The 16,940-nt window shown below is 48.6% G+C and carries 13 protein-coding genes and 2 pseudogenes; 3 read left to right on the top strand and 12 right to left on the bottom strand.

All coding sequences use genetic code 11. From position 1 onward, the window contains the following. Positions 1–147 precede the first annotated feature (147 nt). Entirely contained in the window at positions 148–2,043 is a 1,896-nt protein-coding gene (locus Q0J41_RS04890; protein WP_296226933.1) for a S9 family peptidase, read from the bottom strand. A 177-nt stretch (positions 2,044–2,220) separates the two neighbouring features. Between Q0J41_RS04890 and Q0J41_RS04885 the strand changes: the two genes are divergently transcribed. Then, positions 2,221–3,114 (top strand): alpha/beta hydrolase, encoded by an 894-nt coding sequence (locus Q0J41_RS04885; RefSeq protein WP_296226930.1) that lies wholly within the window; start codon positions 2,221–2,223, stop codon positions 3,112–3,114. A 57-nt stretch (positions 3,115–3,171) separates the two neighbouring features. Here the strand turns inward: Q0J41_RS04885 and Q0J41_RS04880 are convergent, their stop codons facing one another. The 8 genes from Q0J41_RS04880 to Q0J41_RS04845 form a co-directional block, all read right to left on the bottom strand. Then, positions 3,172–4,653, bottom strand: a complete 1,482-nt coding sequence (locus Q0J41_RS04880) for a GGDEF domain-containing protein (protein ID WP_296226928.1) — start codon at positions 4,651–4,653, stop codon at positions 3,172–3,174. A 71-nt stretch (positions 4,654–4,724) separates the two neighbouring features. After that, entirely contained in the window at positions 4,725–4,913 is a 189-nt protein-coding gene (locus Q0J41_RS04875; protein WP_296226926.1) for a hypothetical protein, read from the bottom strand. Positions 4,914–5,037: 124 nt separating this feature from the next. Further along, positions 5,038–6,135 carry a hypothetical protein gene (locus Q0J41_RS04870; protein WP_296226924.1) on the bottom strand — a complete coding sequence of 366 codons (1,098 nt, stop codon included), beginning with the start codon at positions 6,133–6,135 and terminating at the stop codon, positions 5,038–5,040. Further along, positions 6,111–6,881, bottom strand: coding sequence for a hypothetical protein (locus Q0J41_RS04865; protein ID WP_296226921.1), 771 nt, complete (start codon positions 6,879–6,881; stop codon positions 6,111–6,113). Before Q0J41_RS04865 ends, Q0J41_RS04870 begins: the two co-directional genes overlap by 25 nt. A gap of 1 nt (position 6,882) precedes the next feature. Then, positions 6,883–8,901, bottom strand: coding sequence for a glycosyltransferase family 2 protein (locus Q0J41_RS04860; RefSeq protein WP_296226919.1), 2,019 nt, complete (start codon positions 8,899–8,901; stop codon positions 6,883–6,885). After that, the gene (locus tag Q0J41_RS04855) at positions 8,891–9,154 is read right to left on the bottom strand and encodes a GtrA family protein (RefSeq protein WP_296226918.1); all 264 of its coding nucleotides are present in this window, start codon (positions 9,152–9,154) and stop codon (positions 8,891–8,893) included. The genes Q0J41_RS04860 and Q0J41_RS04855 overlap by 11 nt, the downstream gene beginning before the upstream one ends. Positions 9,155–9,540: 386 nt before the next feature. Beyond that, positions 9,541–11,745, bottom strand: a complete 2,205-nt coding sequence (locus Q0J41_RS04850) for an alpha-galactosidase (protein WP_296226915.1) — start codon at positions 11,743–11,745, stop codon at positions 9,541–9,543. A gap of 73 nt (positions 11,746–11,818) precedes the next feature. After that, positions 11,819–13,741: a glycoside-pentoside-hexuronide (GPH):cation symporter gene (locus Q0J41_RS04845; RefSeq protein WP_296226913.1), complete on the bottom strand. Its 1,923-nt coding sequence runs from the start codon at positions 13,739–13,741 to the stop codon at positions 11,819–11,821. 257 nt (positions 13,742–13,998) lie between these two features. Between Q0J41_RS04845 and Q0J41_RS04840 the strand changes: the two genes are divergently transcribed. Then, positions 13,999–14,838 (top strand): AraC family transcriptional regulator, encoded by an 840-nt coding sequence (locus Q0J41_RS04840; RefSeq protein WP_296226911.1) that lies wholly within the window; start codon positions 13,999–14,001, stop codon positions 14,836–14,838. A gap of 28 nt (positions 14,839–14,866) precedes the next feature. Here the strand turns inward: Q0J41_RS04840 and Q0J41_RS04835 are convergent. Both Q0J41_RS04835 and Q0J41_RS04830 read right to left on the bottom strand, forming a co-directional pair. Further along, positions 14,867–15,206: pseudogene (locus Q0J41_RS04835) on the bottom strand (heavy metal-binding domain-containing protein). A gap of 128 nt (positions 15,207–15,334) precedes the next feature. Continuing rightward, on the bottom strand, positions 15,335–15,487 hold the full coding sequence (locus Q0J41_RS04830; RefSeq protein ID WP_296226909.1) for a hypothetical protein: 153 nt from the start codon (positions 15,485–15,487) through the stop codon (positions 15,335–15,337). Positions 15,488–15,614: 127 nt separating this feature from the next. On the opposite strand from Q0J41_RS04830, the pseudogene Q0J41_RS04825 reads away from it, so the two are divergent. Then, positions 15,615–16,553: pseudogene (locus Q0J41_RS04825) on the top strand (family 1 glycosylhydrolase); the annotation flags it as partial. Positions 16,554–16,675: 122 nt separating this feature from the next. Here the strand turns inward: Q0J41_RS04825 and Q0J41_RS04820 are convergent. After that, on the bottom strand, positions 16,676–16,940 hold a 265-nt coding region (locus Q0J41_RS04820; RefSeq protein WP_296226908.1), incomplete at its 5' end, for a hypothetical protein.

Raw genomic sequence — 16,940 nt, 5'->3', positions numbered from 1 at the left:
CCCGCCTCCCGAAGTACATGCAAGAGGCTATATCGCCATCACTAGCAGCATAATTGAATATTTACTGGTTAAACTATTGAGTTTTCAAGGCTTCATAGTTCTTTTTGGTGTGGGAAGTTTAAGTTATTGTCATTTACTCGGAATTTTTTACTTGCCCAAGTGCCCGTCAAACCAGTTTTGGATTTCGTTCAGCCGGCTTAAGCGATTCTTTGGCCGCCCGCTTCTGGACAGTTCGTGGTTTTCCCCGTGGAAGACCACCATCCGGCTTTCCACGCCGTGAGACAGAAGTGCATGGAACATCTGCATCCCTTCTTCAACCGGGCAGCGGTAATCCTCGTCTGAATTCAAAAACAGGGTCGGCGTCTTCACATTTTTCACGTACTTGAGAGGTGAGTGCAGCCAAACCTTTTCCGGATTATCATCTTCACTTGCCCCCACCTGGTCAACGCAAAATTCTGGGGCGATGTCGGACATGTGCTCAAAGCTGAGCCAGTTGGAGATAGACCGCTGGGAAGCTGCCGCCTTAAAGCGGTCAGTGTGGCCAATCACCCAGTTGGTCATAAAGCCGCCGTATGAACCCCCGGTGATGCCCATTCTTGCTTGGTCAATATCCGGGTAAGCCGCCAAAACCGCGTCAGTAAACTTCATTAAGTCTTCGTAGTCAACCGTCCCATAGCGGCCCCGCAGGTCGCCATACTGGTTCCCCTGCCCGTTTGATCCGTGGATGTTGCAGAAGAAGACAAAGTAGCCGGCACTTGCCCAAACCTGCATTTCATGGAAGAAGGCCTTGCTGTAAGTGGCGCGGGGGCCGCCGTGAACGTCCAGGATCGCCGGGTATTTTTGGCCCGCCTGATAGTCCTTTGGCAAAAGCACCCAGCCGTGCTGGATCCCGTCTTCAACTGATTCGTATTCCACTTCATTGACCTTGGCTACATACTTGCCGGCTAAGGCTTGGTCGTTGTAGCTGGACAATTTTTCTACCTGGCCATTTTTAACCTGGTAGAATTCCAAAAGTTGGTCGGCAAAGGCTGCTTCCAAGAAAAATTCATCTTCCCCAGTCAAGCGGAAGCCCTTGATGATGCCGTCCGTAGCAAAAAACGGCTTAACCTCCCGCCCGTCAAAAACGTAGATTTCATCGTGGTCAACGATAGTGGTCACGAAGTAGAACTTGTCGCCATAGACGTCAAATGCGTTGCTGCCGATCACCCCGCAGTCCCCGGCAATAGCGCTCTGGCCGGAATTGTCCCAGTGAGCTGCCAACTCCAGGCCCTTTTCCGTCAAGCGGTAGAATTCCGGATTTTCGTTTAAGCCGGTCTTTTTATGAGTGTTGGCAAAGCAGTAAAGCTGGTCTTGAAGGGCAAAAATCGCAGAAACTTCGACCTTGCCTGCTGGTAAAAGGAGCTTAGCTTCTCCCGTACTTGGGTCAACTTCATAGACCGCCCCGTCAGATGGCCGCCGGGTCTGGTAGCGGACGCCCACTACGTAGACTTTTTCCTTGGCTACAAAGGTCTCCATGACCGTGAAGCTTGGGTCGCCCTTGAAAAGTTCGGTCAGCTTTTCTTCTGCCAGGTCCCAGACGTAGAGGCGGTCGCGGAGCTTATTAATGTAGCCCTGGCCGTTGAAGTAGAATGGCAGTTCATCCAGGACCTGGTAATCGGTAGATTTTTTCTCAGCTAAATCCACTCGTCTGGACAAAAGGAGGTAGCGGCCAGCAACGGAATTGATTACCTGGTAGCCGGCTTCTTTGAAAGCAGCGACTTTTGCCGGACTGGCCTGGTCAAGTTCTTGCTTATAGAGCAGGCAATTGCCTTTGCCCTCTTGAGCGGTGTAGTAGACACTGTTATTTACCAAGGCATAGCTCTTTTCTTGTCCCAAAGTCGTTAAGCGCTTGAGCTGGCCATTCTCAAAGACGTCCAGCCAGTTCCAGTAGCCTTCTCCATCCACCTTGGCCTGGTTTCTGGCCAGCACTGCCCTTTGGCCGCTTGCTTGCAAGTTGCCCAGGCTGACGACTTGATACAAATCTTCTGCTTTAACTGCTTCCATTGTTCTTTTTCCTCCTGCATCTTGTATTTAGGTAATTTTATTATAGCACAGTTAAAGGATTAAATTTTATTTAATTAACGCTTAATCGGGATTTTTTGTAATAAAACTGATTTTTCTGCCAAAATTGACCATATCGGCTATAATTTGGTTAGCGCTTACAAGTGAAAGGAGAAAAATATGACACTTGATAGTAAAATTTTTCATGCTGTTGAAGAAATGCGGACTGGATCTAAGATGCATGACGACAAGCGCGATGAAGGCTTGCCAACCGAAATTCCAGAAGTCGAAAGAATCAATGACTTAAGCTATGGGCCAGACCCCAAGTGGAACTTACTAGACATTTACTTGCCTAAGAAGCGGACCGGCAAGATCCCGGTCATCATCAGCATTCACGGCGGCGGCTGGGTTTACGGGACCAAGGAAACCTACCAGTTCTACGGGCTGGGCCTGGCTAAAGAAGGCTTCGCCTTTGTCAACTTCAACTACCGCCTGGCTCCAGACGTCCAGTTTCCAGGCGAAATGGATGACGTGAGCCGGCTGATGCACTGGGTAGCTGAACATGGAGCTGAATATGACCTGGACACGGGCAATGTCTTCTTAGTTGGCGACTCAGCCGGCGGGCAGATGGAAGAGCAGTACCTGGCCATCTTAACCAATGACAAGTTCCGCCAGCTTTTTGGCTACGAATTGCCTAAATTGACGGTGAGAGCAGCCGCGCTTAACTGCGGTGCCTACTTCATGCTCACCCCGGGCTTTACTGATGGCGCGCCAGGCGCCTACTTTACCCCAGAAGCAGTCAGCGGCAAGGAAGAGATGCTGAACACAGAAAAGTATCTGACGCAAAACTTGTCGCCACTCTTTATCATGACGGCCAACCAGGACTTTTTACACGATTCTGCTGTCCGCTTGGACGGCTACCTTTTGGCCAAGGAGATCCCGCATGAACTCCACATCTACGGGGATATTGAGAACCCGCGCGGCCACGTCTTCCACTGCAATCAAAGAGACGATATCGCCAAGCAGTGCAACCTGGATGAACTGAATTTTTTTAAGAAATATATAAAGAAATAATACTGGCAAAGAAATAAGCGAAGCCGCTCAATTAGAGTAGCTTCGCTTTTAATCTGCTTAAATTTTGCTTTCATCTTCTGGCCGTAGTTTAAGGATGACATAGTGAATCTTGCCAAAGAACTGGTTCTTCACCATGTGGCCAACTGCGCGGACTGGCAGCCGCTTATGAGTCATCTTAGTCACTAGGTGGTAGTCTGCTACTGCCCTACCCTCATCGCCATCGCCGGTCTGCTGGTAGATTTTCCTCATCGTCTCTGCTTGCTCTTCTGGAGCGATCAAACCTTTAAAGTTCTGACCAACATAGTTATTGAAATCTTCCACGTCGTCGCATTCAACCATTTTCAATAGCTCACTATTGGCAAACAAGATCTTGCCATTATCTTGCTGGAAAATAAAGAAGGCACCAGGCAAATTTAATGCCACATCTTCTAGCTTAAAACCTAATTGAGTCCGGCCGTCCTTGACCATCCCTGGCTTGAAAGCCTGCATGGCCCCCTTGCCTGTCAGCTTTACGTCATATAGAGCAATATCGGCCTTGTTCATCAGGTCTTCCCGACTGCTGGCCTGGTCTGGGTAGGCGGCAAAGCCTAATGAAATAGTATATCGGTAAATTTTACTCTGGTAAGTGAAGGAAAAATCACTTTGGTAAAACTTTTCAAAAGCCGCCCGGCCCTCTTCCAGGTCTGTCTGTTTCAAGAGGACCGCGAACTCGTCACCACCATTGCGGCAGACCAAGCCCTGATCAGTAAATTCTCTTTTCAGCAAGCTGGCAAAAGCCTTCAGCGCCTCATCCCCTGCCTCATGACCATAGAGGTCATTGATATTCTTGAAGTCGTCAATGTCGATCAAGGCCGCAACTGCTGGCTCATCTGGGTGCTTTTCCAGGTACTTGTAGGCTTCCCGGTCAAAGGCCTGCCGGCTCATGATATCCGTCAGATAGTCCGTGTCAACTAGTTTGGCCAGTCTTCTCCCCCGCTCAAGGTAGTTCAAAAGAAAAGCAGCCAGGGCGGTATTGATAACCATGATGACGAGCCCAGATAAAATTCCGTACTTGATCTCATGTGACATTTGCCCGGCATCTTTTCTGGCAGCTTCCAGTTTCCAGCTACATCCCCCTAAGCGGAAGGTCACTTTCGCCTGGGCATTGTCTTTCTTTAGGGTGGAACTGAGCGTATGGTAGCTGCCAGTCATAATATGGGTTTTGGATATGCGGTAGTCATAACCCAACTTGTCCAGTTTCTTAAAGGTCGGCTTGCAGAGGTCTTTTCGCTTGATCATGGCCACCGCGTAGCCCCAGAACTTGTCTTTGATGAAAATCGGCTTGCAGACAGCCAGGGAGTTCTTGTCTTTCCCTGTCTTGATCGGCCCCACGATCCCGTTGATCCGCTTTTGCCTGCAGTATTCAAAAATTTTCCTGCTTTCACCGTCATGCAACAGGCTGGATTGGCCCACTTCAGTTGCTTTTTTATGATAGACATTGATCGTCTGATAGCCGTGAATTAGCTGTAAAGAGTAAATGTCCGGATACTTTTTCAGCATGTACTTGGCTGTTTCAGCAAAAGTGGTCGAGTCACCACCGTTGCCTACTATGCCGGATTCGATACTGTTAGTTACGTACTGGCCCTCTTCCAGCTCTTTTTTAAATAGTCGCTGGCTAGCTGAGTATTCAGTTCGGTCTGCACCTGGTGACGCTCGTTGAGGTTCTGCCAGTCACGCTTGACAATAAACGCGGTGGCCATAGAACTGCTCACGAGAACAAACAGCAATACCAGCAAGGGGCTCAAGTTTTTCTTCTTCATTCTGCGCAACAAATCCATATACTTTATAACTCCTTCATTCTTCAACAACTATTATTACCATACTTTTCCTGCTTGGCAACATTTTTTATGCTTTCTATCCTAATTTGCTATTTATTCTATTGAATTATTTAATTTCCAGATTAATTGTTCTGTTTTCAACTTTTTCTAAGCCCCCAGCCGTAACTTTGTAAAGCCCTGTGGTGACCTTTTCCCGGAAGGCCTGTTTGGTTAAAGCAGTGAAGGTCTGGTGCTTGACTGGCAAGACGACATAGTCGTAGCGGTCAACATAGTTTTTGAAATCTTCCGCCGACATATCGAAGGCTTCCCGGGCCGTCACCTGGTCTGAAAAGAACCAGTACCGACCTAAATAGTAGTCATAGTCATCATCGACATTGACCGGCTCCGCATCAACCAAAAGGATTTTCTTGTGGTTTAACTGCGTTTCTTCTTTTGCAACCTTGGCCAGCTTGATAGGCAGCTCCTTTTTGGCCATGCGGGTGTTATCGGCTAAGCCGTTAGTCTCTGACAGCATGGCGATAACGGAAAAGACCAAGAGAACTATGGACGACATTTGATAGAGATTTTTAGAAAAAATCGACTTATAGGACTTAAAGTCCCTCTTCTCGATATTCTGCTCAACATAGCAGCGGTCGATCACGACCGCTGTCAAGGCGCCCATGGATAAGATGGCGATAATAATCACCGTTGACATGTAGCGCTCAAAGCCGTTAAGGCTCATGGCTTCTTTTTTCGTCATGGTCATAGCGTAAGTCCCATATAGGGACAGGTAGAAAAGGCCGCTCATAACATCCAGGCCAAACACCGTCCACATGATTGGTTGCTTTTTCTTAAGAATTAAGTTAACCACGATAAAAAGGAGCAAGCCATAGACATTAATTAAGACCCATTCCCTAGTCGACATGGTCTTCCAAGACAAAAGGTGATGCAAGATCCGGTTCCCTAAGGCAATTAGGTCGCTCTGGCTTTGTCCGGCCAGGGCGTTTTCGTAGTGCTGGGTGTTGATAGCATGATTGCCGGCATTGGGAAAGACGGCCTTAACGTGCTGCTGCCAGGTCCAAAATGGCAAAAAAGCAATTCCCGCCCCGGCAAAGTCAGCCAAGCGCCAAAGCCATTTTTTCTTCAAGGTCAATAGGTAGACTAGGAGAACTAGGACGAAGAAGGAGCCGGAATTCTTGATCAAGAGCAGGCTTGAAGCCAGCAAGAAAAAAAGGCCAGCTGCAAAAGCGGCTTTTGCCGCAAGGCCCAGATTCCGGCTAAAGCCCCCGCCGTAAAGACGGCTAAAAGATAGTCAACCAGGAGGTTGTTAGTTCTGATCGAAATATTGGCCATCATGCTGAAGCTGATAGCGATACAGATCACCAGCTGGTTAAGCTGGCGGCGCTGGTCGGGCAAGACGGCAAATAGACCGCCGATGGCTGACCAGATAAGGAAGAACTGGCCCAAAAGCATGGCCCAGCTACTATAGCCTAAGAAGCGGATCACATAAGCAATGAAAAGGCTGCTGCCCGGCAAGTAGCTGGTGAAGGTGATCAATTTTTGCCCAGCGTCCGGCAGGTGACCGGTGAAGTGGAGGTACTTGACCATAACCGCCCAGTGGGAATAGTTGTCATAGTGAACCAGGGGGTTCTTTAAGAGCTGGATGACAAAAAGAATTCCAGCAAACAGCATCCAGAAGTCATAAAGGTGGAGCCGCTCATCAACAAAGTCTGGCTGCCACTTCTTAGTGATGACCAAGCTCCAGCGGACCAGCTGACTGATCACCCCTGCCGTCAACAAAATCCAGTAACCCGCCTCTAGTTGGTCCAGCATGGCAAAAAGGTAAAGGAGGTTGATTAAGCCGGCGGAAGCAACCAGCCACTTCATCTGCCGGGGAAAGCCGGCAATTTCAGCCAAATTGGCATAGCCCCAGTAAGACAGGGCAAATAGAACCGTCAATATTGCTTGCATCTTATCCCTCCCTTTGTCTGGTAAAGCGGCGGCGTAAATGCCACTCGATTTTTTCCAGCCGCTTCCCGGCATTCATGCCCAGAATGTCAAACGGCGTCATCCAGCGGTCATACTCTTTTGGAACTGCCTGGTTGTGCTGGTCATAGACCAGGTGGAGCCAGCCAGGCAGGCTGCTGTCAGCCGGCGTTGCCGTTGCGGCATAGCGACCCTGGTCATCAATCTTGCGGACGATGGTCAAGTCAAATTCCAGCGTCTGGTCCTGGGGACGGAAGTTGCGCTCTTTGATTAATTCATCACTTAAGAGCAGTTTTCCCGTTAATTTTTGTCCAGCAGAGAGGACTGGAGCATTTTTATCCCTTAACTGGAAAGACAGGCCAGTGTCTGAGATGTCGATAGTCTCCATCTCCCCTACTCCCTTGATCGTACCGGCAATTATCCGCAGAAAGCGGGTCTGCTGGCGGAAAACCTGCCGGCCCATGGCAATAAAGACAGCAAAGGACAGGTTGATCCAGTGCATCAAGAGCCAGGAAGTGATAACAGCCCCGTAAAGAATTTCTGCCCCCCACTTGCCGTAATTGAACTTGATGATGGCATATGTGGTCAACAGCCACATGGCTAAATGTGGCAAAAGGTATACCCGGTCCAGCCAGTTGCGCTGGTAACTTTTCTGGGTCACGTGGAAGCTGTGCTTTTTTATATGCAGAGTCTGCAGGATGACTGGCAGGAACAGATAAGGGGCAAAAAAGGTTTCCTGCACTTCCCCCCAGCGCTCGTTCCTGATCCGGGAAGAAGAGTCCCCTAAGACGATATGCAAAAGAGCATAGCCCGGCGCCCACATCAGCATCAAAAGCCAGAAGTTGGTGTCGATCACTTGGATCTTCCAGACGGCAAAAAGGATTGGAGCAGCGATATAGATCAAACGTCTGAAGAAAGACCACCAATAAAAGTAGGTATTGGCCAAAATCGCCTTATGAGTCCAGGCAATTTTGGGATTAAGAAAGATATGGAGGTTGCGGCAAGACTGGATCACGCCCCGGGCCCAGCGACTTCTTTGCTTGATAACTCCTTTTAAGTCCAGTGGCGTCGTACCAGCAGACTGGGGCTCGGTAGTTGAAAAGCTGGAGTAGCCGGCAATGTTGACCCGGGCACCTAATTCAAAGTCTTCCGTCAAAGTTTTAGTCGGAAAACCACCTACCTTGTCAACTGCCTGGCGGAGGAACAGGGCGTTAGACCCGGTGAAGATAGTGTAGCCATGCTGGCCGTAAAGGACATTGACATCCCTTGAGAAAAAGTCCTGCTCATTAGCTACGATTCTTTCAGAGAAGAGATTATACTGGAAGATGTCATTTTCATAGAAGCTTTGCGGGGTCTGTACATAGCCAAGTGGCTGGGTGTGATCCGGGTCGTTTTGATAATCCAGCCAGTTCTGCTGGAAATATGGCACGGTCTCTTGCAAAAAATCAGTATATGGGATCATGTCGCTGTCAAAGTCAACAAATAAAGGAGAAGTCAACTGACTTAAGGCATGGTTCAAGTTGCCGGATTTAGCCTCATGATTGTTTTCCAGGCCAATATAGCCCACCCCGTACTGGTTAGCCAGGTCCTTGATTTCCGGCCGGTTGCCGTCATCGCAGATGTAGATGTGCAGCTTGTCTTTGGGGTAGTTCATGTAGGTTGCCCCGTTAACCGTTTTTTCCAAAAGATCCCTTTCTTCATTATGAGTGGCGATCAGAACATCATGAGTGGCGATCAGAACATCAACATCCGGCACCTGCCAAGTGTCCAGAACATGATGGAGGTCCATCTGCCAGTTTTTCTTGGGCGGTAGCATGCGGAAAATGATCGTGATATAAGCCGTCAAGTTGGAGATAACTTCGCAGATCCAGAGAATGACGGCATACAAAAGGACCCAGAAGCTTTGCTCCCAGGGAATGGTCCAACCAAGCCGCCAAATCAGGTAGATGGCAGATAAGATGATAGCGAGACAGTACAGGAATTTTTTCCAACGGCTAATTGCCATTGAAGATCCACCTCTTTTGCACTTGATAAGAAAAGACAAACAAGACCAGGTCAACTAAAACTTTGATGACAGTCTCCAGGTTGAGGCTGGCGGAAAAAAGCATCACCAGCATCTCGGTCAAAGCCGCGGCTAAGCCGGCTTGCACGATGGCCAGGCCGATATACTTTATGACCGTGTGCTGGCCAGCCTTGGCAAAGACCAGGTGCCGGTTCAAAAGATAGTTGTAGCTGCCAGAGACAAGCCAGGCGGTCAATAGCAGCTGAAACGACCTCTCTTACCCAAATTAATCCTAATGTTTACGCTTTATCCTATCAGTAAATAGCTTTACAACTCATAAGCTTACGACTAATCTTATTACCTATACAAATGGTTTTTTTACGATAAAGGTATTATTTTATAATTATCAGAATCTTTTGCTCAATCAGCTGCAAGCTTCTTATCAATAGTGATTTTATTAGGGATAATCGAGGGTTGAAATATCATAAGCCGCCTAAAGGTCATCAGTTAGTGACAATATTATTTTGCTGACTTAAAAGGAAATTAATTATTTTTCTGCAAGTAAAAAAAGCAACTTCCCGAAGGTAACTGCTTATGCTTGTACGAAAGTTTTTTGGAAATATTATATGATATTGGTTACTGCTAATCAGTAAGCGCTTTGAAGTGATACATCATAGCAGTAAAGTCTTTACGAGGCTGGGTTGGGTCATAGAAGCCCAAATTCATCAGCTCATCCCCGCCGTAGACTTTGCCGGTAGCCAGATCTTCATAGTTCTTGTCTGGGTCCAACCCGGCCAGCTTGGTCTTGGTCAGGTATGGCTGGGCGTAGGACATGATGTTAACCGTCGTAACCACGGCTTCATTCTGGTCATCACTGACTGTCATCCAAGCAGCTTGGTTACTATCAAGCGGAGCTTTCAAAGTGTAGAACTTCCCATATTGGGCCAGCTCGCGGATCTGCTTGTAGTCAGCCACTTGCTGCTTAACCGCTGCCTTGTCTTCATCAGACATCTTGGTCAAGTCCAATTCATAGCCCAAGTCGCCGCACATGGCTACGGCGCCTCTGGTGTCAAATGGCGTGATCCGCCCGTTTTGCTCGTTTGGCGAAACGGAAACGTGGGAGGTCATCATTGACTGCGGGTAGACCAGGCTGGTGCCGTATTGGATGACCAGGCGGGCAATCGCGTCGCTGTTGTCGCTGGCCCAGATTTGCGGGCAATAGTAGGCCATGCCGATGTCAAAGCGGCCACCGCCGCCTGAGCAGCCTTCCAGCAGGATATCCGGATAACGGTCGACCAAACGCTCAGACAGGTCATACAGGCCCAAAACATAACGGTGGTAAACTTCTCCTTGTTGGTCAGCAGGCAAATCATTTTCGTAGATGTCAGACAGGTGACGGTTCATATCCCATTTAATATAGTCGATACCACCATCATCAAGGATCTTGGTCATCTGAGCAAAGATATTGTCACGGACTTCCTTTCGGCCCAAATCCAGTACATATTGGTTCCGAGATGGACTTGGCTTTCTGCCTGGCACCTGCATCAAGTAGTCTGGGTGAGCCCGGTAAAGGTCGGAGTCAAAGGAAATCATTTCCGGTTCAAACCATAGACCAAATTTTAAGCCCTGTTCATGGACATAGTCGGCAAAGTGCTTCAAGCCTTGCGGGAACTTCTTCTCGTAGACCTGCCAGTCGCCCAGGGAGCTGTTGTCGTCATCGCGGTGGCCAAACCAGCCATCGTCCAGAACGAACATTTCAATGCCCAATTTTTTAGCTTCATCAACGATTGGCTTCAGCTTGTCTTCATTGAAGTCAAAGTAGGTTGCTTCCCAGTTGTTGACCAGGATTGGCCGCGGAGACCGCTTGAACTTGCTGCGGATTACCCGGTCCAAAATCAAGCTGTGGTAGGTCTGGCTCATCCCGTTCAAGCCGGCGTTTGAGTAGACTAGCAAGACTTCTGGAGTTTGGAAGCTGGCGCCTGGGGTCAGCTTCCAAGAGAAGTTGTAATCGTTGATCCCAACCGTGACGTGCAGCTGGTCCAGCTGGTCCTTTTCCAGTTCAAATTCGTGGTTGCCTGAGTAGACCAAGGCCAAGCCCCAAGCATCCCCGCTGAACTCATCCGTCTTCGGTTCAACCAAAGCGACGAATGGGTTCATCTGGTGGCTGGAAGTGCCGCGGCGGGATTCAAAGACGTGGCGGCCTTGAGTCAAGCGGCTTCTTTGCGGGTGACGCTCATTGACGTGGGCCCCAGGCAAGGTGATGGCTTCCAAGTCCCGGCCAACCAGATCTATCTGCATGGAAGCAGCCTTTTCCAGGTGGACGCTTTCCTTGCCCTTGTTGACGACCCGGACGCTGCGGGCGATCACATCGCGGTCACGATAGATCGTATAAAGCAAGTCGTATTCAAGGCAGGTCAAGTCGTCAACCAGCTTGACCGTCAAGGTTTCAGCTTCATCATCATTCTCAACATAGGCAGCTGGCAGGCCTGGCAATTTTGGCTTGCCTGGCGCGATCTCATAGCCGGCGTAGTGCAGGAAGACCGCGCTTGACCCGTTGGCTTGACGGACAATGGTCGCTGGTGAATGATAGTCCATTTCCCCAGCCCCGCTGTATTCCTTAGGCAAGGTGTCCCTGGAAAAAGTCCGGTCCAAGTCGCCTGGCAGGTTGCCAGAGAAGCCGCGGTCAATGGCTGGGTAGGCTAATTCCCCGTGGTAGCCTCTGACCCGCTTGCCAAAGTACAAGTGGCTCAAGGTGCCGCCTTTAACGACGGAGAAGATGTAAGAAATTTCCTGGTTGTGCAGGTGGAAGACCTGCTGCTTTTCATCAAATTCGATCAACTCAGACATTTTTATCTCCTAAATTGTTTATGCTTTCCTATTTCTCGGCTTGTTGAATTTATCTTTTTTGGCAAAAACGTGCTTATTCGATTTCCATAATTGAATCGCCGGCCGCAACCGTCTCGCCGAACTTCTCAGTCACTGCCAGCTTCTGGTAGTCCTTTGAATTCATGACGGTGACCAGAACCGTGTCGTCCAAGCCATACTGCTTGATGGTTGGGTCCCAGAATTCAATCAATTCTTGGCCCTTCTTGACTTCTTGTCCTTGCACGACGTATTGGACGAAGCCGGTCCCGTTCAGCTTGGCCGTATCAATCCCAATATGAATCAGCACCGTCAAGCCGTCTTTGCTCTTCAAGCCGATCGCGTGGCGGGTGGCAAAGGTTGCGGCGACTTCACCATCAAACGGCGCGTAAACGCGGCCGTCATTTGGCTTGATGGCAAAGCCCTTGCCCATCTTGCCGCTGGCAAAGTTTGGATCGCTGCTATCCTTTAACTGCAACAGCTCACCGGATACGGGCGTGGTCAAAACCATACCGTTGCCCTTAATTTCCGCGGCTTCGGTTTCGGAATCTTCGTTTTCAAACTGCTGGCCCCAAGTGGCTTCCAATTCAGCAACGATTTCCGCGTGCTTTTGGTCAGTCAGGATTACTTTCTTGCTGAAGATGATCATGCTCAAGATCAGGAAGATGGCTGGCAGAAGCAGCATGGCAATCTTGAACTTGACTTGGTCTGCCGCGGTAATTGAGACGGCAGTAGCACCGGTCGTCATCCCGGCGATAACGGCAACTTGGCCAACGACCCCGTTGGAGATGGCGCCGCCAAACTTGTCGATCAGTGGACGAACTGACAGGGTCAGACTTTCATCGCGGTGACCCAGCTTCAATTGCCCGTATTCAACTGAGTCGGTGATCGTCATCAAAACGATCAGAAAGACCAGCTGCTGTGGCAAACCGAAGACTACGCAGGCCAGAATTGCCAGTGGCACGCTCTTGCCGGCGATGGCGAAGATGCCCAGACCAACGAGCATCAAGCACAAAGCAGTGACAAACATCGCCTTGCGGCTGTATTTCTTAGAAATCGGTGCAAAAACTGCTGAAGCAACAACCCCCATGATGACGTTGATCGTTGACATAATGGAGAAGGCCTGCGCCTGACCTGAAATATAAGTAAAGTAATAAATTTCCAGACTGCCAGTTACGTTAACGGCAATGCCGTAGCAAAGGTAGGCAATTGCGACCCATAACAATTGGTCATTGCCGGACAGGATCTTAAAGACTCCCTTTAAGTTGGTATCTTCCGTGTTCTTCCGGATGTCACTGGTTACTTCCCGGTTGTTCAGGCCAACTGCCCAAGCTGACAGGAAGGCGATGGTGCAGACAATTGCGGCAAAGATGAACCAGCCGCGGGTGTCCCCGTTGGTGGTCTTGGTTGCTGAGAAGGCAACGACCGCAGGCATCACCAGAATCCCCAGCAAGCCGCCGCCTAAGGTTGAGCCGACTCTGGCCCAGGTAGCCGTCTTTTCCCGGTCCCGTGAATCCAAGGTCAGGGATGGCATCATTGACCAGAAACCCGTGTCCTTAAAAGCGTAGAACAGCTGCATCACGATGTACAGAATTGCAAAAACAACAATATAGCCGACAGGACTCTTTTTGTACAAATCCCCCATCGTAGAAAACAGGATCAGCAAGAAAATGGCTGAAACTGAACCACCAGCCACAATCCATGGACGGAAGTGCCCCCACTTAGTCTTAGTCTTGTCAATCGCATTCCCGATAAAGGGGTCGATAAACAATTCAATAATTCTGATAACTGCCATCAAAATGGTGACAATGCTGACCATTTTGGCGTCAGCTGCTTTATCACCTGTATCAAACAAGTGTGAAGTGATAAATACCACCAGCCAACCGGACATCAAACCGTAAAAGGCATCATTCCCGAAAGCCCCGAAACTATAAGCTAGCCGCTCCCGGACGGTTAATTTTTTGTTGGAATCTTCGTTCATCGTTATCTCCTTCCACTCCAACCGTAAGCTTTATCTGTATCCGCTTACGCCCCTCTTAACAATTACTATTATGGGCTTTTTGAAAGTGGATTCACATAGCAGGTCAGTTTGTTTTGATGTTGCTTTAGTTGGTAGACATTTTGACATGATAATTTAGAGAACTGCTGATATAATAGGACTATATCCTTGAGGCTAAAAACTTTTGTCTATGGTTCAGATGGCAAAAAGCTGTTGTTAAAATGAAAGCGTGAATATCAATGACTGGCGAATACCGGCAGCTGAATAAGCAAAACATTGACTCCAACATCCTTTTCTACGGGCAGGAAAGCTGCGCGCCAGGCTACTTCTACCGGGGCAACAATGTCCGCTCCAACTACGTCATTCACTATATTCTAAGCGGCCGGGGCAGCTTTGCCCCGGCGGGACAAGCCCCAGTCAGCCTGCAGGCGGGCGACCTCTTTATTCTGCCCAAGGGGGTGGCCTGCTTTTACCAGGCTGACTTTGACGATCCGTGGAGCTATTTCTGGGTTGGCATGTCCGGCATGCAGATTGGCAAGATCCTGCAGAATTCCAAGCTGTCAGATAAGTTCTACCTGCGCCAGGTCCAGGATTCCGGATTTTACAAGAGCCTGCGCCAGCTTTTTCACGCCCTGCACATGCGTGAGTCCCTGGCCAGCAACATGCTGACAGAATCCCTGCTCTACCAGACCTTTTACCAGCTGCTGGTTGACTATCCGACTGGCAAACGGCAGCAAAGCGGTCCGGCTGATAACTACTTTATCGCGGCCATGACCTTTCTGGAAGACAATTTTGAAGATCCAGCTTGCTCGGTCAGTGAGCTCTGCCAACAGCTAGGCTTGTCCCGCAGCTATGTCTATAACCTCTTTAAGAACAAGACCGATCTCTCACCTCAGCAGTTTCTGACCAAATTACGCATGGAACAAGCTAAAGAATTACTGTCGAACAGCGATCTAAATGTGCAAGCCATCTCCCATTTTGTTGGCTATAATGACTCTTTTACCTTTTCTAAGGCCTTCAAACGCTACCAAGGACTAAGTCCAAAAAGCTGGAGACAAATTAAAAACGCTGGGAACTAACCCAGCGTTTTCTTGTTAGTATGTTTTACTAGTCGACGAACTTAACGGCCGTCCCGTAAGCAACGACTGATTGCATGTCGCCAGCGATTGAACCGGAGTCAAAGCGCATCATAACCACGGCGTCCGCACCAAGCTTGTCTGCTTCTTCACGTAAACGGTCCAGGGCAACTTCTCTTGAAGTCGTCAGCATCTTGGTATAAGCCTTGATTTCCCCGCCAATCATGCTCTTAAGGCCAGCCCCAAAGTCAGATGCGAAGTTCTTTGACTGGGTGGTTTGACTGGGTGGTTACGCCAAAAACTTCACCGATTGCTTCATACTTGCGGCCTGGGATATTTTCCGTCGTCACTACCAACATTTTGTTTTCCATTTTATTTACCTCATTTTCTTTAAGCGTTTCCTAAATTTTAGCACAAGGGAAAAATTTTGAAAGAGCTTTTTTATCTTTGTTATAACATTATAAAGTAATGAAAAAACCGCTAGTTGGCGACTTTTTTGCTAATTAAGCGTTGGCATTTTCTTTGCTTCTTCTTGTTCCTTCTTGTAAGTCTTGAGGTCGAAGCGCTTCATGAATAGGTACCATACAAGGAAGGCAACCACTGCCGCGGTAACGGCACCTCTCCATGACAGAGTTGAGATGTAACCTTGCATTAAGTATAGATACAAACTATAATCAAAGCCGAAAACGGTTACTTTCTAAAATGAAAATAAATGTAAGTAAACACTTGGGTAATGAGAATAAAGAAAAATTGAAAGTGATAAATGGAGGTTTTGCTCAATGTATTCTGCAAAAATGCCTGAAGGATTTTTATGGGGCGGGGCGGTTGCTGCCCACCAATTAGAAGGTGCCTGGGACATAGGCGGCAAGGGCGTGTCCGTTGCTGACGTCATGACCGTTGGTTCAGCCACCAAGCCCCGGGAAATCACCGACGGAGTCTTGGAAGGCAAGAACTACCCGAACCACTCAGCCATCGATTTCTACCACCACTATAAAGAAGATATCAAGCTCCTGGCCGGGATGGGCTTCAAGGCTTTCAGAACCTCCATTGCCTGGACCAGAATCTTCCCTAATGGCGATGACGCTGAACCAAGCGAAGAAGGCTTGAAGTTCTATGATGACCTTTTTGACGAAATGCACAAGTACGGCATTGAACCAGTCATCACCTTAAGCCACTTTGAAATGCCATTCAACCTGGCCAAGAACTACGGCGGCTTCACCAACCGCAAGACCATCGACTTCTTTGTCCGCTTCGCTGAAGTATGCTTCAAGCGCTACAAGGACAAGGTCAAGTACTGGATGACCTTCAACGAAATCGACAACCAAAGTGCCTTCAACAACGACTTCTTGATGGCCACCAACTCCGGCATCCTCTTTAAGGACGGCATGACCGATGAAGAAAAGGAAGCTGCCATGTACCAGGCCGCCCACTATGAATTCGTGGCTAGCGCCCTGGCAGTCAAGATGGGCAACAAGATCAACCCGGACTTCAAGATCGGCTTGATGATCAACTACTCACCAGTCCGGCCGCTGACCCCAAGCTCAGAAGATGCCCTTTTAGCCGACAAATTCGAACAGCACCGGGACTTCTTCTCTGACGTCCAAGTCTTCGGCGAATACCCAAAGGCAATTGAAGCCTACATTGTAAAGCACGGCTACCGACCAGACATCACTGACGAAGACCGGGTTGTCCTTAAGGAAGGTACTGTTGACTACGTGCAATGTCATTAAGTTAAGGCATTGACTTTGAATGGGGAACCGCTTTGAGACACTCATCTAAGTTAGGTGGGTGTCTTTTCTGCTTTTTGGGTATGACAAATAAGCAGTCGATTGACTGTTTTTTACGAAATTCGATAGTTTAAACTAACAGAACCTTGAAACCGTAGAGGTCTTGGATATTGTCTACCTTTTCGGACTGGATGATGATAAGCTTCTATTTCTTCGATCATCTGTTTTGAATTGCCTATCATGGGCGTTGTATAATATCGGTGAACTATGTTGGCCGCCTCTTTAAAATCTATCTCATGAGGCCATTTTCTGTGAGCATCAGCTATCCGGCAAAGGGATATGATTCTGTTGACCACGTTAAACATAATCAGCTGAGAG

The organism is uncultured Lactobacillus sp. (assembly GCF_944327175.1).
Taxonomy (GTDB): Bacteria; Bacillota; Bacilli; order Lactobacillales; family Lactobacillaceae; genus Lactobacillus.
This window is presented reverse-complemented; position numbering and strand designations above follow the sequence as displayed.

Coding starts and splice junctions, on each gene's coding strand:
- Q0J41_RS04890 (WP_296226933.1), bottom strand. CDS start 2,043: ATGGAAGCAGTTAAAGCAGAAGATTTGTATCAAGTCGTCAGCCTGGGC.
- Q0J41_RS04885 (WP_296226930.1), top strand. CDS start 2,221: ATGACACTTGATAGTAAAATTTTTCATGCTGTTGAAGAAATGCGGACT.
- Q0J41_RS04880 (WP_296226928.1), bottom strand. CDS start 4,653: ATGCTGAAAAAGTATCCGGACATTTACTCTTTACAGCTAATTCACGGC.
- Q0J41_RS04875 (WP_296226926.1), bottom strand. CDS start 4,913: ATGAAGAAGAAAAACTTGAGCCCCTTGCTGGTATTGCTGTTTGTTCTC.
- Q0J41_RS04865 (WP_296226921.1), bottom strand. CDS start 6,881: ATGCAAGCAATATTGACGGTTCTATTTGCCCTGTCTTACTGGGGCTAT.
- Q0J41_RS04860 (WP_296226919.1), bottom strand. CDS start 8,901: ATGGCAATTAGCCGTTGGAAAAAATTCCTGTACTGTCTCGCTATCATC.
- Q0J41_RS04850 (WP_296226915.1), bottom strand. CDS start 11,745: ATGTCTGAGTTGATCGAATTTGATGAAAAGCAGCAGGTCTTCCACCTG.
- Q0J41_RS04845 (WP_296226913.1), bottom strand. CDS start 13,741: ATGAACGAAGATTCCAACAAAAAATTAACCGTCCGGGAGCGGCTAGCT.
- Q0J41_RS04840 (WP_296226911.1), top strand. CDS start 13,999: ATGACTGGCGAATACCGGCAGCTGAATAAGCAAAACATTGACTCCAAC.
- Q0J41_RS04830 (WP_296226909.1), bottom strand. CDS start 15,487: ATGCAAGGTTACATCTCAACTCTGTCATGGAGAGGTGCCGTTACCGCG.